The sequence below is a fragment of the Paraglaciecola algarum genome, from assembly GCF_021532655.1.
In the GTDB taxonomy this organism is placed as follows: Bacteria; Pseudomonadota; Gammaproteobacteria; order Enterobacterales; family Alteromonadaceae; genus Paraglaciecola; species Paraglaciecola algarum.
In genome coordinates, this window is record NZ_JAKGAS010000002.1 from 438,569 (window position 1) to 464,999 (window position 26,431).

The 26,431-nt window shown below is 38.6% G+C and carries 16 protein-coding genes; 8 read left to right on the forward strand and 8 right to left on the reverse strand.

The genetic code is table 11. The features are described 5' to 3' along the window. Positions 1 to 51 precede the first annotated feature (51 nt). The 4 genes from L0668_RS05430 to L0668_RS05445 form a co-directional block, all read right to left on the reverse strand. Complete coding sequence (locus tag L0668_RS05430; RefSeq protein ID WP_235311060.1) at positions 52 to 2,295, reverse strand: alginate lyase family protein; 2,244 nt, start codon at positions 2,293 to 2,295, stop codon at positions 52 to 54. 186 nt (positions 2,296 to 2,481) lie between these two features. Further along, entirely contained in the window at positions 2,482 to 5,436 is a 2,955-nt protein-coding gene (locus L0668_RS05435; RefSeq protein WP_235311062.1) for a TonB-dependent receptor, read from the reverse strand. Between the two features lie 499 nt (positions 5,437 to 5,935). Next, positions 5,936 to 6,304, reverse strand: coding sequence for a nuclear transport factor 2 family protein (locus tag L0668_RS05440; RefSeq protein WP_235311063.1), 369 nt, complete (start codon positions 6,302 to 6,304; stop codon positions 5,936 to 5,938). A gap of 133 nt (positions 6,305 to 6,437) precedes the next feature. Next, complete coding sequence (locus L0668_RS05445) at positions 6,438 to 7,505, reverse strand: GGDEF domain-containing protein (protein WP_235311064.1); 1,068 nt, start codon at positions 7,503 to 7,505, stop codon at positions 6,438 to 6,440. A gap of 269 nt (positions 7,506 to 7,774) precedes the next feature. Between L0668_RS05445 and L0668_RS05450 the strand changes: the two genes are divergently transcribed. The 6 genes from L0668_RS05450 (at position 7,775) to L0668_RS05475 (ending at position 15,709) form a co-directional block, all read left to right on the forward strand. Next, complete coding sequence (locus tag L0668_RS05450) at positions 7,775 to 9,280, forward strand: beta-N-acetylhexosaminidase (protein ID WP_235311065.1); 1,506 nt, start codon at positions 7,775 to 7,777, stop codon at positions 9,278 to 9,280. A 206-nt stretch (positions 9,281 to 9,486) separates the two neighbouring features. Beyond that, the gene (gene folX, locus L0668_RS05455; RefSeq protein WP_235311224.1) at positions 9,487 to 9,861 is read left to right on the forward strand and encodes a dihydroneopterin triphosphate 2'-epimerase; all 375 of its coding nucleotides are present in this window, start codon (positions 9,487 to 9,489) and stop codon (positions 9,859 to 9,861) included. A gap of 2 nt (positions 9,862 to 9,863) precedes the next feature. Continuing rightward, positions 9,864 to 10,556 carry a GTP cyclohydrolase I FolE gene (folE, locus tag L0668_RS05460; protein WP_235311066.1) on the forward strand — a complete coding sequence of 231 codons (693 nt, stop codon included), beginning with the start codon at positions 9,864 to 9,866 and terminating at the stop codon, positions 10,554 to 10,556. Beyond that, positions 10,557 to 11,297: a dihydromonapterin reductase gene (gene folM, locus L0668_RS05465; protein ID WP_235311068.1), complete on the forward strand. Its 741-nt coding sequence runs from the start codon at positions 10,557 to 10,559 to the stop codon at positions 11,295 to 11,297. Between the two features lie 98 nt (positions 11,298 to 11,395). After that, positions 11,396 to 12,748, forward strand: a complete 1,353-nt coding sequence (locus tag L0668_RS05470; protein WP_235311070.1) for an alkaline phosphatase D family protein — start codon at positions 11,396 to 11,398, stop codon at positions 12,746 to 12,748. Positions 12,749 to 13,015: 267 nt separating this feature from the next. Further along, a complete protein-coding gene (locus L0668_RS05475) occupies positions 13,016 to 15,709 on the forward strand; it encodes a CHASE domain-containing protein (RefSeq protein ID WP_235311071.1) in 2,694 nt (897 codons plus the stop codon). A gap of 189 nt (positions 15,710 to 15,898) precedes the next feature. Here the strand turns inward: L0668_RS05475 and L0668_RS05480 are convergent, their stop codons facing one another. Genes L0668_RS05480 through L0668_RS05495 form a run of 4 tightly spaced genes read right to left on the reverse strand, consistent with a single transcriptional unit; the run spans position 15,899 to position 21,506 of the window. Further along, the gene (locus L0668_RS05480; RefSeq protein ID WP_235311072.1) at positions 15,899 to 18,016 is read right to left on the reverse strand and encodes a TonB-dependent siderophore receptor; all 2,118 of its coding nucleotides are present in this window, start codon (positions 18,014 to 18,016) and stop codon (positions 15,899 to 15,901) included. 12 nt (positions 18,017 to 18,028) lie between these two features. Then, positions 18,029 to 19,327: a DUF3526 domain-containing protein gene (locus tag L0668_RS05485; protein ID WP_235311073.1), complete on the reverse strand. Its 1,299-nt coding sequence runs from the start codon at positions 19,325 to 19,327 to the stop codon at positions 18,029 to 18,031. After that, positions 19,324 to 20,772: a DUF3526 domain-containing protein gene (locus L0668_RS05490; RefSeq protein WP_235311074.1), complete on the reverse strand. Its 1,449-nt coding sequence runs from the start codon at positions 20,770 to 20,772 to the stop codon at positions 19,324 to 19,326. Before L0668_RS05490 ends, L0668_RS05485 begins: the two co-directional genes overlap by 4 nt. Continuing rightward, on the reverse strand, positions 20,769 to 21,506 hold the full coding sequence (locus tag L0668_RS05495; RefSeq protein WP_235311075.1) for an ABC transporter ATP-binding protein: 738 nt from the start codon (positions 21,504 to 21,506) through the stop codon (positions 20,769 to 20,771). Before L0668_RS05495 ends, L0668_RS05490 begins: the two co-directional genes overlap by 4 nt. A 193-nt stretch (positions 21,507 to 21,699) precedes the next feature. On the opposite strand from L0668_RS05495, the gene L0668_RS05500 reads away from it, so the two are divergent. Next, entirely contained in the window at positions 21,700 to 21,867 is a 168-nt protein-coding gene (locus L0668_RS05500) for an SEC-C metal-binding domain-containing protein (protein ID WP_235311225.1), read from the forward strand. 228 nt (positions 21,868 to 22,095) lie between these two features. Further along, positions 22,096 to 26,400, forward strand: coding sequence for a DEAD/DEAH box helicase (locus L0668_RS05505; protein WP_235311076.1), 4,305 nt, complete (start codon positions 22,096 to 22,098; stop codon positions 26,398 to 26,400). The last annotated feature ends 31 nt before the right edge of the window (positions 26,401 to 26,431 follow it).

Genomic DNA, 26,431 nt, shown 5'->3' on the forward strand with positions numbered 1-26,431 from the left:
GAGCCAGCATTTAAGCTGGCTCTTTTAGTTTATTCTAAGTTTAGTTCCTTTCTATTCTGAAAAATAATAAACCCCTGTCCATTTATAAGTTTTACCCGCAACCGGTAAGGTATGTTGTTTATCAGCTGATGCGTTTTTATTCGCTATAATAAACAAGCTTGAAGCCCCTTTAACATCCTCGATAGAAACAGCTGTATAGTTTGCATCGTCATGCATAACTAACAACTGCTTAATATTGCTATTTGAGTTTAAAGACAGTTCCGACACTGGGCTATAGCTGCCGTGAGGTTCAATCACAGACACAAAGCTAGTGTTGTCAGTGTCTTTTCTTCGGATCATCAAAGCCGCATCTCTGCGCAAGTTAAACTCAGGGTCATTAGCACCAATACGGGTTAGTAATAGTTCGTCTGAGGTGCTGGTGGCACTACTCAAAGTGTAATACTTACCTTGGCCTAACCATGAAAACTGTGAGGTATTGGCAGCAGCCTGACCTTTACCTTCAAGGTAAAGATGTTGATAACCATTCTCTGTACCTAGCGGCTTTAAAACTTCAGGGGATTCATAACTAAAGTTTTGGCTAAGCACTTGCCCCATGTAATAAAAAGGCATCTCGTATTGGTTTTTTGTGCCTGAAATTATTTTCATGATATCTAGCAAAAATGCTTTCTCAAAACTTGGATTTTTGATTAAGGCCATAGTGCGCTGTAACTTAGTGCCAGGGTAGGCATTGGTTTCAGTCGCGCTGACAACTTGCACATTTTTATTCGATACATCATAAACGTGTAGCTCTGAATGATGTTGGCTAGCGACCTTATATTGTCCACCAAAATGCATTTGTTGATTTTGAGAGAGAGTATTGTGGGCTATGGTGGTTTTAGCCCAGGTTGTGTTTTCTGGTAAATAGTTACCGCCACCTTTTTGACCAATATTCACAAATCGAGCAAGCCCGTAGTCTTGAATAACTTCATTGCCTTTTTCAAAAAGTGAAAATGATAATTTGTCATAGTGGCCGTGACTTAAGCCTTGGGCTGCGTATTTAAACACTAAAGTTAAGTCTTCGTTGCCATAACGTAGCACGCTGACGCCACCTTGATCACCGTTTTGACCATCGGTTAAGTTAATTGAGTTTTTAAGGTAAGGCGTACTTTTTCCATCACGAATGCCCATAGCCACAGACAAACCAGCTTGGTTTAATAACACCTTATTTTGTTTTTCAGCAATGCTTAATAATTGAGGGTTTTGACTACCATAATGGTATGCCACATCAACCGCTGTCACTAAAGATGCGGTGTAATAAGACATGCCTTTTTGCCCGTCATTTAACGGAAAAAACTCGCCATCAGCGTCGGTTAAATTAAGCAAGGCATCTACACCTTTAAGTAGAACATTGTCTTTATGCTCAAACACTTTCATTTCAGGCTTAACATTGTGCATACCTAAAGCAAAAATCAAAAAGGGATACATGGCATAGCGCTGATAATAAGGCCCTTCGGTGTAATAACCGTCTGGCGAGAATGGGTCTTCTAGGTTAGCTAGAAAGCCTTTCTTTTGTCCTTCGACTTTTATTGTGCCGCCATCATTGTCAATACCACCTATTGGTAGTCCGTCGTCTTCAATTCCGTATAAAGCTCTGTCTAACAATTCTTTATCATCCATTACCAAAGCGATCATACCCACGGCTGCGTTACCCCAAGTACTGTGGTTATGAATGCGGTTATAAAATTTTGGATTGCCAATAGAGATGAAATCAGCAAAAGGCCGGAATAAATTGTTTTCTAACTTGTCACGTTCGGCTTTTGACAAGGTTTCGTAAATGGCATCGTAGGCTTGGCTCATATACACCAACCAATTACTGTCATTTAGACATTGCCAGAATAGCTTTCCTCTTGCGTATGAGCGCTCTTGTGGATGTACTGGTAGAGTTTTGTACATGGTTTCGTATTGAAAAAGCATGTCTTTGATATAAATTGCATATTTTTCATCTTGAAGTATTTGATATAAAGCGCCTGCTTTTTGCGCAATGATAAAATTTAGTTTATGTCTTTGGTGGGTATAACCACCTGAAAAATCTTTAGGAATGGGTGTATCTATGCCTAAGGCAATTTCTGCATCTACCTCTTGTTTAACACTTTCTAAAGAGGCATCAAATAAAGGCACTTTACCTAGGTTTTGTCTAATTTTTTCTACCCCAGATTTGGTCATAATCAAGTTAGGGTGTTCTTGCGACTGCGCAGTAAAAGAGATATTGAGTGAGATTGCCATTAATAGAATAGCGGAGATGTTAAGTTTCTTCATCAGCAGTGGCTCCAGTTAATAATTGTATAACTTCGCTTTGTAAATTTTTAATACCGACGATTGTTAAGCCGGTTTAATTTAGAGCTATATTTTGTAGTTTCTTGAAAATGCTAACCCCAGCTTATAGCTGGGGTTAGTTTAGTGCTTATAGTATTTAATTTAATATTTGATACTTGTTTTCAAATATTAGAAACGGTAGCTAGCACCTAAGGTTAAACGTCTGTCTGGTAAGCCGACGAAACATAAAAGTGCATTTTCAGCCACACAGTACTGGTCAATACGCTCTTCAGTTAAGTTAACTGCTTCAAGTCCAATGTTTAATTGTTCAGTTACGTCGTAACTGATACTGGCATTAAGCTGTCCTCTATCTGCTGTAACAACAGGGAAACTAAGTGTACTACTACCACTGGTGTTAGCACCGCCACCAAAATCTTGGGTACGGAACGCTTCACGCCATGTGTAACGCATACGAGCTGAAAGGCCAAATTTTTCATAGTACAAAGTAAAGTTATAAGCATTTTCAGAGAAATCTAATAACCCTCGGTCTATGCTCACATCACCTAATACTTGAAGTCCGCGGCCAGAGGTTGAATCAACAATTGAACCACCAGAGAAATCCTGAATAGTGTAGTTGGCTAAGATACCAAACCCAGAAGCCCAACCTAAATCATCTTCAAAACTAGATAGGTCATACTGGAAGGCCATTTCGATACCGGTTTGGGTAGTGGTGTCTGGATCATTACCGGGCTTAGTTAAATCTACACACATACCAATTTGATTAGGATCGCTGGCTAAAATCCCAGGAATAACTGTTGGGTTGTAGAACCCGCCACCAGGGCATGATGGGCCAGGTTCACGAGATAAACCACCTGTTAAATTGTTAGGGTCGTCCAGTAAAGCAGCCCCTTCAAAGTCGATACCAAAGATATTGGTGCGTTCTTTCTTGAAGTAACCAATACTGGCTACAGCAGCTTCAGCAAAATACCATTCCACACCAATGTCGAATGAATCCACTTCTTCAGGTTGTAAGCCTGGGTTACCTAAGGCCACTACTGAGTTTTCATCTTGTGCTAATGAATAACCTGTTGCTAGACGATTAAAACCAGGGCGGTTAATGTCTGTGCCATACCCTAAACGCACGACTACGTCATCGTGTGGAGTAATCACTAAGTTCAAACGAGGTAATAGGAAGTCATAACTACCGCTGGTGGTTTCTAACGTATCGTTAGGGCCATAACCAGTTGAATCAATGTCAGTTTCAATATAACGCACACCAATGTTACCACGTATCATCTCATTTAATTCAAAGTTAGCTTGTACATACAAGGCGGTAGTTTCTTCTTTTATATCACGAAATGCATTCTTATCTGATTCAACTTTTAGAATATCAGGACTATCAGGATCATGTGCGATCACTGCATCTTGAAGGATTTTTAACGTTCCAGCAGGGTCTGAGAATGAACGATCTGGATCAAGCAACAAGAAATTAGAGATGAATAAATCACGTCCGTCAGCGTCTCCATAATTAGTCGGTCCTTTTACCAGTAATTCGGCAAAAAGCGTCCCATTTGGGCTGTCTTTCATTTGGCTGAAACCGCCAATTCTGTCATCAATATCTTCAAATTTATGCGACGATTTGTTGTAACGGAAGCCAAAGTCAACCGTATTAATAAAGTCGACTGTATCAACATAGTATTCAAAATCTACCCGAAAGGCATCTTCAGCGTTTTCGTTAATGTTTCTGCCCACATCTACTTGGTCAAGTACAACGTTAGCAGGATTGGTTAAATCAGCCACAGAAGGTGCCCAAGGTGAATCAAAGTTGATCCCCCAAGCCAATGAACCACCTGATAAATCATATATAAACGGCGTACAGTTCTCGTTACGTGAATTCCCCTCTATGTCACAATTAGGGTTGATAAAATTCACCGTTGTACTTAGGGTTGGATTGGTAGTATCAGAGCTCGAAGAAGATATTTCCGCACTCACTTTTAAGTTTTCACCTTGCCATTCACCGCCTAAAATAAAGACTGTACTGTCTGTTATACGGGAGCCTGTTTCACTTGAAAAACGTAAATTCGGGTTTTCTTGTGTAGGAAGCAATGGGTCACCTATAGTACCGGAAAGCGCTGCTTGGTAACTTCCAATATTTACGCCACCTACCGTTCCATAATTAATTGTTTCAAAAGCGGTAGGGGTATTATATTCACGAAATGAACTAACACCTGAGGCTTGAATTCGGTAGTTATCACGGCTCCTCTCTTGCTCATTAATTATGGCATCAAAGTGAAATTTTAAATCAGCGTTAGGGGCCCACTCAAAAGTAGTGGCTAAGTTAAGAGTCTCATAATCGTCGTTTTCTTGCTCTTGTACTAAGAACTGAATGCCCTGAAATTCGGGAACCCCTTCAATATTTGATAAGTTGTCGCGGTCAGTACGAGGACGGAAGGAAACCGCTTCTTGTTCAGTGTAACTTCCGCTTGCAACAAAACCGAATTTACCCGCATCAGTTTCCCAGTTATCGCCAAATGCACCAGAGAAACGAGGAGTGGCACTTTCAGTGCTCAAGCTGCTATCTTCTAATTGAACACGCACTGAACCTAAGGTTTCAGACAATTCTAATGGGCGAATAGTACGTAAGTTAACTGTACCACCCACAGAACCTTCGATGGTTTTTGCATCTGGAGCCTTTGTTACTTCAACCGAAGAAATGATCGATGCATTTACATCTTCAAAACTTATACCACTGCGACCAGAACCTGAACCCACAGTGGATACACCATTAATTTCCACACGGTTAGAGTTAGTACCACGAATTTGTACGCCCGTACCAACACCAGCGGTTCTGGTGATTTGAATACCAGTAATGTTCTCTAAAACCTCAGCCAAGTTTTGATCTGGTAATTTACCTACATCGTCGGCTTGAATAACTTCAATCAGGTTAGTCGCTTCTCGCTTTTCTAATAGGGCACTGGTAAGAGAGCTACGTATACCAGATACTTCGATTACTTCAACATCATCAGTAGCTGCTTCTTGAGCTGTAACAGCAGGTGCGCTAAGCATGGCTAACATCGCAGTACCACATAATGCAGCTGTATTGCTTTTCATCACGCGGGTAATTTTATTAAATTGAGTGTTCATGTGAATTTTGATTCCTCATTTTGGCTTGTTATTTTGGTAATACCAATTTTGTTATTGTAGTAGGGTTTGGTATTGCCTTGTATGTAACCAATTTAAAATTGGTTTGTCAAATAAATGTTACAGGTGAGTTTCATTGTGTAAATAAATAATTAATAGCTATTTACTAAGTAAAGCTTGTTTTTGTTGGGATTCAAGCAGGTAAGCTTAATTTTTTAATTACTAGAATTATTTTATTGGTAATACCAATTTGATGGGTGTCACTAGTTCGTAATTAAAACTAGAACTAATTGAGTGGTTAATTTAAATTTGGCAAGTTAAATATTTGTAGTGAATCCCAAATTAGGAAGTAGGATGGTTAACTGTTCCTAAGTTAGGAGACTTTTCTGTTTATAAAAAAATGTTAATTGAATATTGGAGTAGTTTGGCAAAAGCCAAGTCAATCCGAGCTTGGCTTAATACCAGTAATACACGCTCGATTGGTTTATTATTATAACCGAGGTTAAACGGTGCGTTCTAAATGCCACACTTTAGACACTATGCACCAGCGGTCTGCATCTTTTACAAACGAAAGATGATCAACAAATATGTTTTTGTGTGCTCTAAGGCGAACTTTGACCATGGCACAATCTTTTGATAACCAATCGATTAGAATGATTTCTTGCTCACGTTCTTGTCTCATACTAGCTGGGGAAGGACGTGTGGCAACGTCTTGTCTAAAACTGGCGATAGGATCCACTAGCAATCTGCCTTCATCTACATCAAATAGACTCGATGACTGGTGAAACACTTGGTCTAAGAGTTTTACATCACAAAAATAAAGTGCATCAAAATAAGTGTCGATTGCGGCTGATAATGATAAGTCTTGCATAATGAGATCCTTCAATAACAATAAATAGGTTGAATAATTGAAGGTTCATATTAATGGCCTAGTTTCGAAAGGTATATTGGCTAATAAGACATGGTTCGATAATAATAAGACAATAGTGTTGTTCTAAATTGGTTTAACAGCTAATACAGTTACGGCCTTGATTTTTAGCTCGATATAGAGCGTCGTCAGCTTGTTTAATAATATTGGTTAATTCCGATAAGTGTGTATCGCCTAAACTCAAACCAATGCTTAAGGTGCAAGAAGTATTATCTGTATTGCTCAAAGGTATCTTTAAAGATTCAACTGCTTGCCTGATGGATTCGGCTAGCTCCTTTGCTTGCTCAAGGTTTGTTTCTGGTAATAGTAAAACAAACTCTTCTCCGCCATATCGAGCCAATATATCGTTAGGTCTAATTTTAGCTTTAATTAAACTTGCCACTAAGCTTAAAGTATTATCACCCACTATATGGCCATATGAATCGTTAATTTTTTTAAAATGGTCGAGATCCATTAAAAGCAGGCAGAAAGCCTGTTGCTTTTGAACTTGGCTACCATAAATATTTTCAGCGAGCTGCATAAAATTACGACGGTTGTTTAGCCCAGTTAGGGGATCAATTGCGGCCATTTGTATCAGTTTGTTTTCTCGAGAGGTGATCATCTGATTAAAGATAAACATCACTATGCCTAACTCACCAATAATGACCAAAATTATTGAAGAAAAAATCCAAGTCTCAGCTTGTTCAGTAAGCTCAATAAGCGGCTCCTTAGGATAATGTTCGCAAATAAAGAATAAGCCAGTAGCAAGCATGGTGATTACAATCTTGGATAACTTGTACTGATTTTCTAATAATAAAAATACGCCACTTGGAAACAATAAATAGTAAAAATGAAAGCCGGTATTTGAGGTAAACACTTGTGTGGTGAGTATAAATACATGACAGGCTAAAACCGCGAAAAACCATAACGTAGCGGCAGCTGAACGTTGGTAATGGATTAATACTAACGAAGCTAAATAGGCCAATACAAAAAGTAAATTGATCCCTGCGATAAAAGGCTGATCTATCTTTATCCAAAAAAATAAAGCGTAAAACAACGCCACTATGCTAGTGAAATTACAAACATACTTAATGATTTTTAGTTGGGATTTTTGATCGGAAAAGTCACCTAACAAGGCTAAATCTAGATTTTTATCAGCGGTCATAGCTGTACAACACGTTTATGGATCACATCCACTATTTTAGCAGTGCGAAAAGCTAGCTTCCATTTATTGCCTTAAAAGTTATCCTAATATATTTAGTTAGGCTTTAATTTGCATAAATATTCGACATTTATTCATTAGCAGGGAAATATTAGTTGCTAGGTTAAAGTATGGCAGAGATTGATATAAGTGATTATCAGCATCTTTTTGCCTAACATTTATTTCAACTGTTAGTATTGAGTTTATAAAAATATAATTAGAAAGGGTCTAAGATGAAAATTCTATATTTGTTATTTATCGTTAGTTTTATTGTTGGTTGTGGAACGAGCGATAGTCACAGGGCCGCTCTTGATACTGAACTAGGGACTCACGAAAAAGCTATTGTACAAGATAAGCAGTTACCACTAATTCCATATCCTCAATCGATCACACGTCACTCTGGTACATTGCAGTTAAGTCAATCTGTAGTTCTTATTGCACCGCAGAAAGCTAGTACTGCAATGCCCGCGTTAATCAGAGTTTTAGATGAAATTAACCTTAAACAAGATGCTAGTTCTGCCAGCAAAATACACATACAGCTAGTTGATGAGCCTATTCTGGGTGCTGAAGGGTATCGACTTATTATTAATAATGACATTAAATTAAGTGCTAATTCCGATGCGGGTTTGTTTTATGGTGTGCAAACTCTGAGTCAATTATTGATTAAGCAGCAAGACTCTTTATTTATTTTACCAAAAGTTGAGATAACCGACACTCCCACATTTGCTTGGCGCGGCAATATGTTAGATGTAGCACGTAGTTTTTTGCCAGTGGAATACCTAAAACAACATATTGAGCGTATGGCTCGATTTAAATTAAATCGCCTGCACTTACATTTGACCGATGATCAAGGCTGGCGAGTTGAAATAGCAGGTTATCCAAAGTTAACTGAAATTGGTGGCGCAAGTGCAGTAGAAGGTGGCCGCTCTGGATTTTACACTCAAGACCAAATCCGACAGCTTGTTAAATTTGCTCAAGATCGCCATGTAACTTTAGTGCCTGAAGTTGATTTACCCGGCCATACTCAAGCAGCCATAGCTGCATACAATAGACTAGCTTGTGATGATGTAACCAATCTTGCGCCATACAACGGGTTAGAAGTGGGTTTTAGTAAATTATGTTTAACTAAACCTGAAACCACTTACCCTTTTGTAAAAGATGTATTAACTCAGCTTGTAGCATTATTCCCCTCTAAATATATCCATATTGGTGGCGATGAAATTAAAGACCCGCTTTATGCTGAATTTATTGGGCGAGCTACACGCATGGTAGAAGAATTAGGTCGCACCGCTATTGCTTGGGAAGAAGGTTCCGTGGCTGATAATAATCCAGATGTATTATTGCAGTTATGGAACGACAAATACGATATTCAACCGGCCTTAGCCCGTGGCCATCAAATTATTTTGTCACCATGTTCTTACACTTATTTTGATCACGGTAATTACACAGGCCAAGCTAATACTTACGATTGGTGTCGAAAAGAAGGGGTACCGTTAGAGCGAGCGTATCAACTTAACCCACAAAATTTTAAACAAGTGATTGGGGTGGAATCAGCCATGTGGTCAGAGCTAGTGCATACCAACGAAGCCGCTGATAACCGGCTGTGGCCTAGATTATTGGCTACGGCTGAGCTAGCTTGGACTGAAGAACGGCACAGGGATTATCCGAGGTTTTTAAGTCGCGTCGATTCAGTTATACCTATTTTAGACAGGCTGAATATTAAATATTATCAAGATTAAAATTCCTAGGAATTAAATGGTGCAATAACTAGCTTTAGCTATTTTAACGTTGGTCTTCTTTATTGTTGATTGAACTAAATTTAAAGAAGTAGCGTATATAGGCATCAATACTAAAATATTAACTTATTTAGAGATGTTTTATGAATTCTCCAGCTTATGCCTTAGCAGATGACTCTGTTTATCAGTCACCAAGAAAATCGATACGTGTGATGAATGCAGTAATCGAAATAACTAATTTAAGATTAAGAACCTTTATCGGGTTTAACGATGAAGAAAAAACTAAACAACAGGATATAGTGATAAATGCTGAGATTCACTACCCTTTAAATAATGGATGTATAACTGATAAGGTATCAGACGCGCTTAATTACAAAACTATTACCAAAGCTATCATTAAACACGTTGAATCAGGTCGGTTCTTATTGCTCGAAAAGCTCGTCGCAGATGTCCTTAGTATTTGCAGTGAGCATCCGGATGTAGTTTATTCTAAAGTAAAAATAGACAAACCCCATGCCCTTCGATTTGCTGATTCGGTATCACTTTCGCTCGACTTTCACAGCAATACAACCCAGGAGAATTAATTATGACCCCACAAGCAGCAGCGTTGAGTATTGCTAGTGAAAACCTTTCGTCTAGCCCAATTAGTCAAGAGGCTTTATTGGTACGTAAAGCACTAATAAAGCGTGGCCTAGAGACGCCAATGCTCGACAATCAACTTACGGACGAGCAAAAGTATGCAAAAATTAAACATAGTTTTACTGATATTGTAACTACATTGGGCTTAGACCTATCAGATGATAGCTTGTGTGAAACCCCTCATCGCCTAGCAAAAATGTACGTTAACGAAATATTCTCAGGGTTAGATTACAAATCGTTTCCTAAAGTGACTGCTATCGAAAATAAGATGAACGTTGATGAAATGGTCAAAGTAGATGGTATTAGTTTAATCAGTACCTGTGAGCACCACTTTGTAACGATTGATGGCACGGCGAAAGTTGCTTACATACCTAAAAATAGCATAATTGGTTTATCAAAAATAAATCGTATTGTTCGATTCTTTTCACAGCGCCCGCAAGTACAAGAGCGATTAACCCAGCAAATATTAGTGGCACTACAAACACTTCTGGATACAGATAATGTTGCGGTTTCAATTGATGCAACACATTACTGTGTTAAATCTCGTGGGGTTATGGATGCAAACTCACACACAACAACAACCGCACTTGGCGGCAGTTTTAAAGATAATGCTATTACACGACAGGAGTTTTTAAAGTAAATGCCCACACTTCTTATAACGGGCGTGGGTCAACGTCTGGGTTTATCTCTCGCCAATCACTTTCTGGCTAAACAATATAAGGTTATTGGTACTTATCGTACCGAGCGAGCCTCAATCGAAACCTTGCGACAAAACGGTGCAGAGCTTTACCAAGTAGATTTTTACAAACCTCAGCAAACTCAGCAGTTTATAAATTCAGTGAACAGGCATCATGCTGTTATAGACTGCCTAATTCACAATGCATCTGATTGGCACGATGAAAAAGATGAGTTGGATTTTTTAGATTACCATCAAATATTCTCAAACATGATGACTATCCACGCTGAAGTTCCCTACCAACTGAACTTAGCATTTAAACAACAGCTTACTAGCAGTAAATCGGAGTCAGGCATAAAGCAACAACCACAGTACAGTGATATTATTCATATCAGTGATTATGTAGCATTTAAAGGGAGTAAAAAGCATATAGCATATGCAGCCAGTAAAGCGGCACTAGAAAACTTAACCTTATCCTTTGCCCAACGCTATAGCCCTATCATTAAAGTTAATTCAATCGCCCCAGCATTATTAGCATTTAATGAACACGATGACGACAGTTATAAAATCAAAGCTCGGAATAAATCACTACTGCAAACCGAAGGCTCTTTTCAAGAAGTGATTAAAACCATTGAGTGGTTGCGGGACAGTCAATACGTTACTGGGCGAACAATACACCTTGATGGTGGGCGGCACTTAAAGTAAACCTCGAATTTAGTTTCACTATTTTTAATTCCTAATGAGTTTTTAATAATCCCTTCTATACTGAAATTGTAAAAATTCAAAAATATAAGGAATTTGTCATGGAAGTAAACAAGTTTAATGTCGGACCTATTTTAGGGAAAGTCACCACAGATTCAGCTCATGTATTTGGCCGCGGAAAACCCAAAAGGCGAAAAATAAACTTTAGTGTTTGTCGAGTTAAAAAAGTAAACAGTGAAGATTGGTCTAGTCCGATCATTCGGTTTCAACAGCCCCATTTTGATTATTCAAGTGTATCTATTAACAATAACCTCGCCCCAGCCACAGATTATGAATATCAATCTGGTTATGTAAATGTAAAAGACGGCGAAGAGGTTGACCCGTCAGAGTTGGATTGGACAGAAATAAACATCAAACAATTTCGTACACCAAGTGCTGATGACTCAGACCCAGTAAAGTTTGCTTTTGGTTCATGTCGGTATTTATTGAAATTGTTTGGAGGAACCATTTTTGATTCGAGAGGCGATAAAACCTTTGGCAGTATGGCTAATGAAGAGCTAGACCACGTGTTAATGTTAGGCGACCAAATATATGCAGATGACCTAAACATTATTGGTGCCGATAATTGCGTAGATGAATTCTTGGAGCGATATAGAGAGGTTTTTAGTCAAGCTAACTTCTCAAAATTAGTCGGTTCAACTCCCACTTATATGACCTTAGATGATCACGAAATTGAAGATAATTGGCCCTCAAAAGCTAGTTATAACGATTTGTTAAGAAAATACCCAGCGGCCATGCACGCTTATAAAATTTATCAAATGAGCCATAGTCCAGCGGCAACCCTAAGCAATGACAAAAGTAAAATAGCCAATGTTGGCAACACATTTTGGTATACAACTGAAAACGGCTGTAGTGAAACCTTTGTGATGGATGTAAGGACGGGTCGTACGGAAGACCGTATGGTCAACCCAAAACAATTTAAAGCATTATTAGATTGGCTTAATAATGGTTCAGGCAAAGTAAAGTTTATAGCCACCTCAGTGCCATTTTTTCCAGATTATTCTAAGGGAAACAAAGATAAATGGAGTGGATACCAAGGACAAAGAAATGAAATATTAGATTTTATTAGCAATAAAAATATTGCCAAAGTGGTGTTTCTTAGTGGTGATGTACATGCTTCTATGGCCGCTATTTTAACTCGATCTGACAATCCAGATTTTCATGTTGTTTCTGTTGTCAGCAGTCCATTCTTTTGGCCTTATCCTCACCCTAATCAAGATACCTTTCAGATGTCTGGAAAATTGTCCGGTCATGACTGCATACAAGTCAACAAGCTGCTTGATGTGTTTACTGAGGAGAGCTACGGAAAAATCATCGCCAAACCAGAACAGTTAACCATTGAAATAAAAGACAGAAAAGGAAATTTAAAAAACACTAGCATAGTGAAGTTTTAAACTCACATTCAATTTATTAATTGGTTTGTTGATCCTACACCTAAGCCCGAATAGTAATATTTGGGTTTTTGAAGACTTCCTTTAAATTTCTACTCTTAAATATTTTAAGAAGTGTATATTGTAATGACTAGGTATGAATGTTTGGGGATAAAAGGCCCTAATCTGATTAGTCATTTTAAACCTACTCATAATAAAGCTTACAGGGATGAACAGAGTCATCTGGTAGGCAATACTTATGCGGATTGAGGTTAAATAACAAGGTTGTGCATGAAGCATTCTATATTTTTTAAAAAGGTACTTAATAAATCGTTGTTTAGAGCACTTATATTACCTGCGTTAATTTTAATTGTTGGTTCTTATATTTCTTATAAAGCAGAATATAAAGAGCAACAAATTCAAAATGCTTTAGCCATACAAACGCTAAAAAATGATCTATCCAAGATAAGTGCTGATTTCGAAGAGCGCATCAGGTTTTACACATATGGTTTAAGAGGGTTACATGGGCTTATTTCAACTATAGGTCTCAAGCAATTCGATTATCAAACTATGTTGACTTACTCTCGCAATAGAGACTTCCAACAAGAGTTTCCGGGAGTTCGAGGTATTGGTTTTATTCAGAAAGTTGAGCAAGTTAAGTTGTCTAGTTTTTTACAACAACAAAAACAAATGCGGCCTGATAACCATTTTACGTTGCGACAACTTTCAGCCCATAACCAAAGTTTATTTATTATACGTTTTATTGAGCCTGAAACATTTAATAAAAATGCCGTTGGGTTGGATATTGGTTCGGAAACTATGCGCAGAAATGCAGCCATAAATGCTGCTGTAAATAACAAAATTGAAATTACTGCGCCAATTACATTAGTGCAGGCTGATAAAAAGGTGAAACATGGCTTTTTAATTTTGCTACCAATTTATGATACTTCAATCCTACCTAATGCTCCTGCTGCAAAACTCGCCCATGTAATTGGATGGACTTATGCTCCTATATTAATTGATGAGGTGTTAAGTGCTAATCAAGCGTTTCCCAATAATATTGACGTGATTATTTCTGATGTCACTGATGATACCAGAACCGTTTTTTATCAACCGCAATTAACAAGTCCCGCCGATGATTTTATTCGAACTATGGAAAGTGTGCCTGTATTTGGTCGAATCTGGGAATTCACTGCTATAGCGACTACTAGTTATGTTGAAGACGCAAAAACAGTAAAACCTTACACTGTTTTTATTCAATACCTGATTTTAACTGTGGTCCTAGCACTTGGGCTATTAAGTCTTACCCTTATCTATTTCCGTAAAGAAGAAGCTCAAAATCTTCGTCAGCAGTTTTTAATTACAAACGACAAAATGTTAGAAGAGTCGAACGAGCGATTAGAAGGTTTAGTGGCAAAGCGAACCAAAGAAATTAGTGATGCGAATGCATTAAAAACCGCCATATTAAAAAATGCTAGTTATTCCGTTATCGCAACTGATACTTCTGGATTAATAACTTTATTTAATCCAGCTGCAGAAAGGTTGTTAGGTTATGTAGCTAACGACTTAATTTTAAAAGAATCTCCAGCCTTATTTCATTTGAGTTCAGAAATCGAAACACGAGCACTTAAGTTATCAGAAGAATTACAATGTATAGTGAAACCCGGATTTGACGTGTTCTCTGTTAAATCGAATAAAGGCTTAGAGGATGAATGGCAGTGGACATATGTAGCCAAAAATGGCCAGCACATACCTGTTATGTTGAATGTTACAGCTCTAAAAAATGAGTTTAATGAAATTACAGGATACCTAGGAATTGCTTATGATTTGACAGAGCAAATTGAGAAAGAGCAAGCTTTGGCTGAAGCAAAAGAATTAGCAGAAAAAGCCAACTTAGCTAAATCTGAATTTTTGGCCAATATGAGTCACGAAATTCGCACACCACTAAATGGTATGTTTGGTACTTTACAGCTGTTAAATAACGAAACAGACGAAGCCAGAAAAAGAGAGTTGATAGAATTGGCTATCAGATCTACTACAACGCTTAATAAACTTGTTAACGATATTTTAGATATTTCAAAACTAGAGTCAGGCAAATTAGAACTGGATGTCACAGAGGTTAATTTAGTTGAATTGACCAAGGAAATAAAATCGGAGTTGCTCACCAGCCTGCAAGCAAAAGGGTTAAATTTAAGCATTAAAAATGAATTAAATCATGATGTTTGGTTGGTAGATGAACTAAGGCTTAAACAAGTTTTGCTAAATGTATTATCCAATGCTATTAAGTTTACCAAGCGCGGAGAAATAATACTTTCGTTGGATACTGAGGACAAGGAGGGCATGCTTATTAGCATTCAAGACCCTGGCATAGGAATGAGTAAAAATGCTCAAAGCCGCCTCTTCCAGCGATTTGAACAGGCTGATAAATCGATTACTCGGCGCTATGGCGGTACAGGTTTAGGCATGTCTATTACCCAATCTTTAGTTCAATTAATGCAAGGCAAGATAGAAGTCTCCAGTATTGAAAATATTGGCACAACAATTAATATCTTTTTGCCTTTGCAAGCGGTGAAGTCGCCCCTACCTAATCTTGCTATTCACGAGATAAATACTGGAACTCTGGTGGGTAAAAATATCTTGATTGCAGAAGATAATGAGATCAATCAATTGGTGCTTAGCTCAATGCTAGAAAATAGTGACGCCACAATTTTTATTGTCGAAAATGGAGAATTGGCAGTAGATTTTATTGTGCATAACGAAGTCGACATTATATTGATGGATATTCAGATGCCGGTTATGGGTGGTGTCGAGGCGTGTAAGTTGATTAAAGCCAAACATCCTGAGTTACCCATCATTGCCATTACTGCCAATGCATTTGAACAAGATATTAAACTTTATACCGAAGTTGGTTTTAATGCTTATGTTGCCAAACCCTTCGAAAAGCGGCATTTACTCACAACCATAATTGCGACTCTTGCAGACTAGCCTAATCTAGGTTTAATTAAGGACATTCCTTTTTAGCTCTCGCAAAGTCGCAACATGCTAAGACAGACTGGTATTACCCTGAGTTCAGATTATTTTGCAAATTAGTTTTAAATCTATATCAAATAGAAAAGCCCACATATGGTGAAATATGTAGGCTTTTTAGTTTGATTGTTTTTACAATATTTAAACTTAAAAGTTATAGGTCGCCGAGACTCTAAAACTGCGAGGCGTACCGGGTTGTACCCATACGCTTGCATAAGAGTTAGTGTAATACTCTTCGTCTAGTAGATTATTAATTTCAGCTCGTAAAGTGAGAGAGTCAGTTAGTTGATAACTAGAAGCAATTCGCACTGTCGTATATTCAGGTAATTTGAAAGCAGGGTTACCAAACTCACCACTTCTTTCACCCACATAAACTAACCCAGCTATTAAATCTAGAGCTTTATCAGCGAGTTGAGTTTGCTGCACAAGTTGTAAACTTAATTGGTTATCAGCAATATTTAGCAGACTTGAACCGGCCGGAACAAAGTTATAAGAAATAAAATCGGTATAGTCATTTTTGGTTTCAGCATCAATATAAGAATAAGAAAGCAAAATGCTTAATGTGTCTGTAAGTTTACCTGTTAAATCAAGCTCTACTCCCTTACTTGACGCTTCACCTACTGCAGTTGCATTAAAGTCGGCATCAAATGTGGCAATGTTAGATTGTTTAACATCAAAAAATGCAAATGTTCCCGATAGTGCTCCGTTATTTAGCGCAAACTTTACACCTATTTCTGATGATTCTGATAGATTCGGTTCTAAGCCATTTTCATCAGTTGCGCCAGAAAGAGGGCGAAAGTTTTCGCCGTAAATAGCATAAAAAGATAAGGCATCTGATACTTTATAGACAACACCCAATTGCGGAGTGACTTTTGACTCTGAGTAATCAGAGACACCATCTGAACGGCGATTAACCAGCTCTTGTTGGTAGTCATCAAAACGAGCGCCAAAGCGGATATCTAGTTTGGCAGTCAAGCTAATCTGATCTTGGATATATAAACCAACACTTTCCTGTGTTTCAAGTCGATCAATATTACCCGCCAAAGTTAAAGTTGATTCAGGATATTGTCCGTAGACCGGATTAAAAATGTTAATACTCTGGTCAGTTGATCTGTCTCTAAGGGCGAACTGATCATTCTCGAATTTATCGGCATCGATACCAATAATCAGTTTATGGCTTAACGCTCCAGTATCAAAATTTCCGCTTAATTCAGCGCGAAACACTTGATAGACAGCATTGTAATCGCGATAACGGCTAAAGCGACCAAAGTTACCTTCTGCATCTGGTGCTGAAAAGCCATTTTCAGAGGCGAGTCCTTCGAGTGAAGTATCACGATAGTTAAAGCCAACCAAAGCACTCCAGTCATCATTTAAATCTTGTTGGTACTCAATTTGATGCCCTAGAACGTCAGTTTCTATCGGACCATAACCTGGCTCACCAAGAAAACGACTCTCTGGAATGACACCCAGCACGCCATCAACCGCAATGACTCCCCGATCAAATGGTGTTTCCTGGTGACTGTACTCTAGTTCATAGGAAAGCTGACTTTCGTCATTAATGCTCCACAAAATAGATGGGCTAAAACCTTGTTTGCTTATTTCAATTGTGTCGCGAAAACTTTCTGCATCTTCATAAAAACCTACCAGTCTTATAGCAACATCATCAGAAACAGCCTTGTTGATATCTATATCGGCTCGTGCTGTACTAAAACTGCCGGCTGATAACTTTAGTTCAGCTCTTTCATTAAAGTTTGCACGTTTGGTTACCAAATTTATGGTACCACCTGGCTCGCCACGGCCAAATAATGCTGCACGTGGGCCTTTTAACACTTCAACTGACTCTATGCCAGACATGTCACGAGAACCACCAAATCCGCGGCCGGCATTAAAGCCGTTTACTAGGTAATTGCTTGGTAAGTTTTCATCACCCACAAACCCACGTACCGCAAAACTATTCCATAAACCGCCAAAGTTATTTTGACGCGCAACAGACGCAGATAGGTCTAATGCTTGGTTTAGGTCAAAGGCGCCAGCGTTTTCTAGTGCCTCTAAGTTAATTCTTAATTCAGACTGTGGGGTTTCTAAAGGACTAAAGTCGCCTTGATATGCCTGACGAGAGCCAACAACAGTAACTGTTTCAATGTCTTCCAGCTTGTCTGTATTTTTCTCTTTTTTTTGTGCAACAGCAGATGCTTGAGAAAGAAGTACGCAAGCAAGACATGTACTTAAGTAGCTCAACTTAAGCCCTTTTTTATTGGTGTTCATGGGAAAACCTTATTAGTGTAATTGTGGTGTTGTTGATGTGTTTTTAGTTTTGTGGGCCTCAGGTTTATAACGTGGCATGATAGCCAGTTGAGATCGGCCTAAATTTAAACCTTTGAATAATGGCGGGTAATAAAACTCTCTGAGTCGCTTATGAAAATCGCGGATCTGTTGTTCGTATGCAAAGGCCGCAAGAGCGTCAGTATTTGCCACTCTGGTTAATTGACGTTGCAATAATAACGGCGGCGATATTAACGATATATAGCCAGATAAATCATATTTTTGGTGTGCAGCCTGACGATATGCTTGTGACAACGATTCTGCTTTTTGATCACCAACTTGCTGAAAGGCGTAATACCATTTCCACTCAAACATACTTTCCATGGCAACATGATTTTTCCATTTTGGATGAGTAGCGGTAAATGCATCCATAGTGGTTTCTTTAGGTAAGTCCCATGCGTCATTTACTGCTTCGCGCTGAGTAAGCAAAATGTCGCCACCTTTGGGAGAATGCACTGCTTTTTGGATGGCTAAATCACCCAATATAGGAATAATAAAGGCAAACAATACCCAAAAACCGATTAGTCCTGATGCTACACGTGGCGCGCTGCTGGCATTTTTGCCCCACCAAATACTGAGCAAGGTCCAAAACAATAAATACAATATTGACCAAACACTCACTTGCAAGACTGAATCAAGTGACGAGCCACTTATCCAAGTGCCAATATAAAAAGGCAACATTAAGCACAGAATTACCGTAATAAAACGCACACCTGCTCGTGCTCCCCATAGGGCTAATCCAGATTTCGCTGTGGTGACCAACAGGTCATGACGTCCACTTGCTCGCTCACTGGCATACAGATCATGAAAAAGCAGAATAATGAGAAGTGGTGCTAAGGCACTTAATACAAAAACAAAGTCTATCTTGCCCGTTTGGGCTAGTTCAGCATTTTGCCCATCGCTTTCATATATTTGGCCTTCTAAAGCCAACATTCGAACTCTGTGTTTCCACGGATAAATATCTCGTTCCCCTAGCGCGGCAAATGCAATGGCTGAAGGCGGCGAATAGGTAAGGTGAAAGCTGTAATAAGCCAAATACCCAGGGTCTGAGTATTTGGCTTGAGTTTCTGAGCGATCTTGTTCGTCGGCTTGCAGTAAACGTTGAATAGTTTGCTCTTGTTGGTTTATTTCTCTCAGTCCACTCCAAACAGAGAACCCTGAAATGACTAAAGTGCACAAAAGTAGAACTAAAATATACTTTTGAGTCAGCATGAATCGCCATTCTCTGATCAGTTGTGCAAACATATAATTCATTGCGCACGTCTCCCGGTTAGCTGAATAAACCCGACTAAAACAATGATCCACACCAGTAATTGAAGATAAGAAGACACGCTGCGTTGTAATCGTGTAGATGGTGAATCAGGTGTGAAGGTAAAGTCATTGAGTACCTGCCAATTTGCAGAGTCAACCCGAGCTTGCTTTGAAGATTTTTCATTCAAATTGCGGTTAATATCATCCTGATAATTGAGTTGTTCAACATGCACTTTGTTTAAGCTCTGCACAAAATCAAAACGAAGTTTTTCCGTTTCTCTCATGAACCTGTGATGAGTCTCAATGCTTGTGCCCGCGCTTATCATAGATAAGGTTTTAATGGCGACCATAGGCGATAGCCAACCAAAATTTCTTGAAACTTGTGTTTGTGATAACTCTTCATCCATACGTTTTTCAGCAAACTTATTAAGTACAGTGGTTAACTCTGCTTCAGATCGACTGGCAACAGCTCCCCTAAAGTTAATAGGCAAATCTTCAACTGTATCCACATTATATTGCGCGAGTAATGATGCCTTGAATTTGGCGAATGCAGGGTCATTAGCATTATGTCCATCACCTAATTTACGCAACTCAGCAATGACGGTAAAATCTGTTTCTAATTTTCCAGCGGAAGGAACTGTTGTAGATGCAGTTGTACTAGCTATTCTTGGCATCGCAATACAAAATAGGATCCATACAAATGTTAACGCCGTAAAACTTTCGCTATTTTTTGATAAGGCAGTTGAAAACAATATGATCATGAGTGCCCATATTATTAGGTAAAATGCGTAACCCAATAAAAAGCTTGCCACTACAATTGGGTTTTCGCCGTTACCAATGGTGAATAAGCCAGACAGAATTAACGGCAGCAAAATTAGTCCTATAAGGGATATCAAGGCCAATGCTTTACCTGCTATCAAAACAAAAATTGACGTACCTTGGGAAAGAATAAAGGTTAGAGTTTGTGATTCACGTTCACGACTCACCGAGCTATATCCAATGAGTATCAATAATAAAGGAACTAATACTTGAACGATAAAAGCAGGGGATAAACTACCAAGTTTAGTTAATGCAGTACCTTGTCTTTGGTCTGCAAACATCGCACTGTTTTGACGGTGTCCCTCTAAAAATACAGAGTTGCCAGTATACGCATCTACTCCAGGATCAAGCGTGGCTAAAGGTGAAGGCAATCTAAAAGCGTAGTGCCCATAATGAACCATTCGATGTGGATGACGATCTGGTTGCTCCACAAAAGTTTGTTCGGCCGCGTTTTGTAAATCATGTCTATCGTGATTCAATTCCAACATATTGATCGACGTCACAATCACTGACGATAAAGTCAGTAACAATCCTATAATTAATACTGTAATTGCAATTTTAGAGCGCAACCAATAGCGCCATTCGTCCTTGGCAATTGTGTATGCAGTAGAGAAGGCACTTAAATTCATGCACTTTCCTTTTGAGCGAAAGCTCTATGCACTTCTTCAGTATCGATACGCCCATTCTCAGGTGCATCAAATTCACCTACTAATTCTCCATTACGCAATAATCCAATGCGATCTGCTACTTGGCATGCTCCATAAACATCATGAGTTACCATTAAAATAGTAGCGCCACTTAAAGCGAGTTCTCGCACCAGATGGTTAAACTCATCTATTGCAACGGGATCTAAACCTGAAGTTGGCTCGTCTAAAAGAAAAATTGGCGCTTCTCTCAATAAGGCTAAAGCAATTGCGGTTTTTTGGCGCATGCCCTTAGAGTAGGTTTGCATGTGGCGATCCCATGCATCTTGTTGCAAAGCGACTTTTTGAAAAGCTTGATTGATATCGTCTTGAGACTTACGAATATTCGCTAGAGATAAAAAATATTCTATATTTTCTCGAGCGGTTAAATGTGGGTATAAGGTCGCAGACTCCGGTAAATAGGCACATTTTTCTCTTGTCGTATCTAAAGCTTCAGTGACTTCTTGATCATCAATTTTGGCATTGCCACTAGTGGGGATGTTAAAACCCAAGAATGTTTTTAAGGTGGTAGATTTACCGGCACCATTGCCACCAAGTAGAGCGTAAACCTCCCCTTTTTTAACCTGAAAATTTAATGTTTTTAAAATGGGGGGGGTGTTGATATCGACGCACAGAGAGCTTGCTTCAATTACAGAGTTGATTTTTTGGATTTTGATCATTTTAGGGCTATTTGTTATGATATAACGTATCTATAGTTATGTTATATTATAACGTTATTGGTGTGCAAGCATAAATTCGAATGTATGACTTGTTAAGCAATGGTCACATGAGGTACTGAACTATTTATTATTAGTTTCAATATCTCGTTGATAGAGTCGAATATTAAAATTTAGAAATAGAGGACATTAAATGATGGAAAGTCATAATCCAGTTGAAAGCAAGAAATCTAGCTGCAGTAATGCCAGTTGCTGTGCTCCTAAAACACCGATAATTAGAAGTTCACCAAAGGTTGGCCGCAACGATCCATGTATATGTGGTAATGGTCGTAAATATAAGAAATGTTGTGGAAAAAATACTTAGCTATTCTACGTATTAAGTTAGTTACAACCATTTTCATTTTCTATTTTTGACTGAGAATCTAAATTTGTTTGTTAAGATTAGGGTTGGTTTTAAACTAAACAAAAAAGCCCGAATATTGCTATTCGGGCCGTAATAATACTAAAATTTAAAATTAGTAAGTTTGTTTTGCACTGTTATATTTGTTAGTTTCATAGCATTAATCTCAGCTCCTAATCAAATAACCCTTCAATGAAACTTGTCTCTTTAATCCAACCAAATACAGAACATCAAATTGAATCTTTATATCAAACCTTTTTGTGTCTTGAACAGGCTCAGAAAAGTGTATTAACAGTTTTAGCTGTGGTCTATAAACCTATTGGTATTACAAAGCTAGGTTTGTTATTGGATATGTTGGTTGATGTGGATTTTTTACCCCTGAGTAAAAAGGATTATCGCGCAGCTTTGCAACACAAAGAACCTCTATTGCAACAGTTGTTGTTAACTTCGAGCAGAGAAGGGCTACAGATTAATCGGTTATTGGCGAACAAGTTAGTCGCTGAAATAGGTCAACTCCCAACTCTTGGTGAATTCACCGAAAAAGCATCAGCAAAAGATAAATTGTTAGAAATTATTATGACTGGGGAGGAAATAGTCCCGGTCGCTAATAGTTATGATTGGCAAAATAAGAGAGCGGATAAAAATAGAGTGATCCGCGATCTCTATTTTCTATATTCAGCCGACAAAATAGCAGATGGGTTAACATTTAATAAAAATCCACAAATTATTGAGCATGATAACAACGCTGTTTTAGTTGGCCTGTTTTTTATTCCTTTTGACTTAACTCATTTTTTAACATTACCTAACAATATTCAGTATCAAGCTTTTGCCACGCTGATTCGTCAGTGTCAAACAGACGGACAGAGTTGTGAATACGCTATTCAAATATTAGAACAAGTTTGTCACGCTCACCCTGATCCAACAGCCCCATCATACAATGCAAGTTGCCACCATTTATTAGCCGAACAATACCTGTATCAAATGCGTTTTGAGGATTTTATAAAATTACATAATCCACGAGATACCAGTAGTTACGGATTACAGCTATGGGGTGCGTACAGCTTTTTGAGCGGCGAAAACCAGCAGGCACTCAGTTATTTTGAACAAGCTATTAAAGCCAAAAACAAGCTTACTAAACGTAAAAAACAATATTTAAATGAAGTGTTAGGGTGTTTTTACAAACTAGCATTAATGGTTGAGGCTAATCAAAACGATGCAAGTTATTTTGCAACAGCCATACAACAAGTCGAATTTGAAGAAAGTGACCGTAAAGTTAATAGTGATTTTTATGCAGTTGGGCGCGTTTATATTCGACCCATTAAAAGTTTATCTAATGCTGAGAAGTATTCTGTGCAAATCGAGTACAGTGCGGTTGATGAAGAAATTGACTTCTTTTGTCATCAGCTTTGCTACCTGACGTACTTCATAGGACAGGTGTGGTGTAACCAAGCGAAAGATAAGCAGCTTGCCAATTTAGCTCAGAAATACCAAATCCATTTTATTCAGCTTGGCTACCCCTTGTTTGCCGAGCTATGTGGACAAATAGTCGCCAATTTTGGCCAGACAGCTTATATTCCTACCGCCAATTCCTCTGACTCAAAGCTAGTGGATATATGTTCACTGGTTACCACCAAAGAACAATGGGACTTAGCCCTAGATAAACTGATTGCCTTAAATCCCAAAGCTCCAAACAACACGACAAATGACAAACCTAAAGTCGTCAAGCCTGTGCGGTTAATTTGGGAGCTTGAACAAGGATATGAAGATTGTTTAAAAGCCCGAGAACAAAAGTTAACTAAATCCGGTTGGAGCAAAGGACGCACTATTTCATTAAAACGCCTAAAAGAAGAAACAGAAACCTTTGAGTACTTGAGCGACAGCGACAAGTTACTATGTCGTACTATTAGAGTGTATCAATCTTGGGGATATTATGGAAAAACCGAATATGTGCTGCAAGGTTTATCAGCATTAAATGCGGCTGTGGGTATTGATAACTTATATTCGGTAGATGACTTAAGCCAAGCCATAGAAATAGTTAAGTGTGAACCAGAGTTGTTAGTCAGTGAACAAGGTAATCAACTTTGCTTGAGCATTGCTAACTTTGATAGTGGTCTCGAAGACTCAGAAGAACAAACAGTTTATGACCTGAGAGCTGTGTCTGAAAGTCGACTACAACTCACTGAGTTTTCAGCTGATCACGTTAAAGTGGCGCAAATTATTGGTGAAAGTGGTTTGTTAATTCCTATTAGTGCGAAACAAAAAGCGCTAGATGGTATCGCTGCTATCGCGCCATTTTTAAATATTCAGTCAGATATGTCTGAGCTGGATACTGGCTTAGACACAATAGAATGTGAGCATAATTTAGTCATTAATATTGAACCTGTGGAAACAGGTTTAGCTTTTACTTGTGTGGTGATGCCTTTTGGTGACCAAGGTCCGGCTTTTAAGCCTGGCATTGGCAATGCTAGTTTAACTAGCGATATAAAGGGTAAGCGCCTAGCCACCCAAAGAGACTTAGTGCGAGAAGAGGCTTTATTAGACGAACTGGATAAAGCATGCCCGGCTTTTTTAGCTATGTCTGACAACGTATTAATACAAGACGATTTACAAACTGCTTTAGCGACTCTAGAACAACTAGAAGTAGCTGCATCTCTAGCAAAATTTGAATTAATTTTACGCTGGCCAAAAGGCAAAAAAATAAGCTTAAGCAAAAAATTAGAAAGTCAGCACCTTCAGCTCAAAATGGGTAAAAAAAGCGAATGGTTTGATATAACTGGTGACTTGCAAGTAGACAACGAACAAGTAATTGAACTTCGCAAACTACTCGAATTAGTTAAAACCAGTAATGGTCGATTTGTGTCATTAGGTAGTGAACAAATACTCGCCCTGTCTGAAGATTTACGTCACAAGCTAGAGCAAATTAACCAAGTCACAGATGATGGTAAGTTTCACCCTTTAGCTAGCTTACAGCTTGAAGAAGCCACCACAGGTATGCGTATGAAAACCATACACGCTTGGGATGAGCAAACTAAAAGGATGCATCAAGCTAATGCCATAGAGCCGCAAATTCCGTCTACTTTTCAAGCTCAACTGAGAGATTACCAGCTAGTAGGTTTTGACTGGGCATCACGGTTAGCACATTGGGGCGCAGGCGCTTGTTTAGCCGATGATATGGGCTTAGGTAAAACCTTACAAGCCTTGGCTGTGTTGTTAGCCCGCGCAAGCGACGGCCCGAGTTTAGTGATTGCCCCCACATCTGTATGTTTTAACTGGCAACAAGAAGCCTTAAAATTTGCGCCAACATTAAATTTAAAATTATTTGCCGATTCTAGTAGTAGTTTGCAGCGCCAAGACTTGTTAAATGAGTTAAATCCTTTTGATTGCGTGATCATTAGTTATGGCTTGTTGCAAAGAGAAAGTGAATTACTCAAAAACGTACATTGGCACACGATTGTGGCTGACGAAGCCCAAGCATTAAAAAATCCGTTAGCCAAACGAACTAAAGCTGCTTTTGCTTTAAAAGGTGATTTTAAAATGATCACCACAGGCACACCCATAGAAAACGACTTAACTGAGTTGTGGAGCTTGTTCCGTTTTATCAATCCTGGATTATTGGGTAATGTTAAACGTTTTGCTGAGCGTTTCTCGTTACCTATTGAAAATGCAAAAGAAGATAAACTGGCTGCTCATAAAGCTAGGCAAGGCTTAAAAACCTTGATCCAACCTTTTATTTTACGGCGTATGAAAAATCAAGTGTTAACCGAGTTACCGCCCCGAACCGAGATTAATATTCAAGTAGAAATGAGCGCCAAAGAGCGTGATTTTTACGAAGCCCTTAGACTTAATGCTATAGACAATATCAGTCAAAGTGGTCAACAAGGCCATGTGGGTGAACAGCGGATAAAAATGCTGGCCGAGCTAGTCAAGCTTCGCCAAGCTTGTTGTCACCCCAAATTAGTCATGGCAGAAAGTGAGCTGCCCAGTGCTAAACTGACAGCTCTTGATGAACTATTAGAAGAACTTAAAGTAAATAATCATAAAGCGTTGATTTTTAGCCAGTTTGTAGGCCACTTACAAATCATCAAACAACATCTAGAAAACAAAGGTTTTAGCTATCAATACCTAGATGGTTCTACTCCACAAAAAGAACGACAAAAAAGAGTTAACGCCTTTCAAAGTGGTGAAGGTGATATCTTTTTAATCAGCTTAAAAGCTGGTGGCTCAGGACTAAATTTAACCGCCGCAGACTATGTAATTCACATGGATCCATGGTGGAACCCAGCAGTAGAAGAACAAGCTTCTGATCGCGCCCATCGCATAGGCCAAAAACGGCCAGTGACCATTTACCGCTTGATCACCCAAAACACCATAGAAGAAAAAATAGTGGCGTTACATCAACATAAACGAGACTTAGCCGACAAACTCTTATCCGGCAACGAAGCCGCCACTAAGCTTTCGGTAGAAGATATGTTGAATTTACTTAAAGAGAATTTTTGAGGTTAGAGAATATTGATAGAAAACTTTGTGT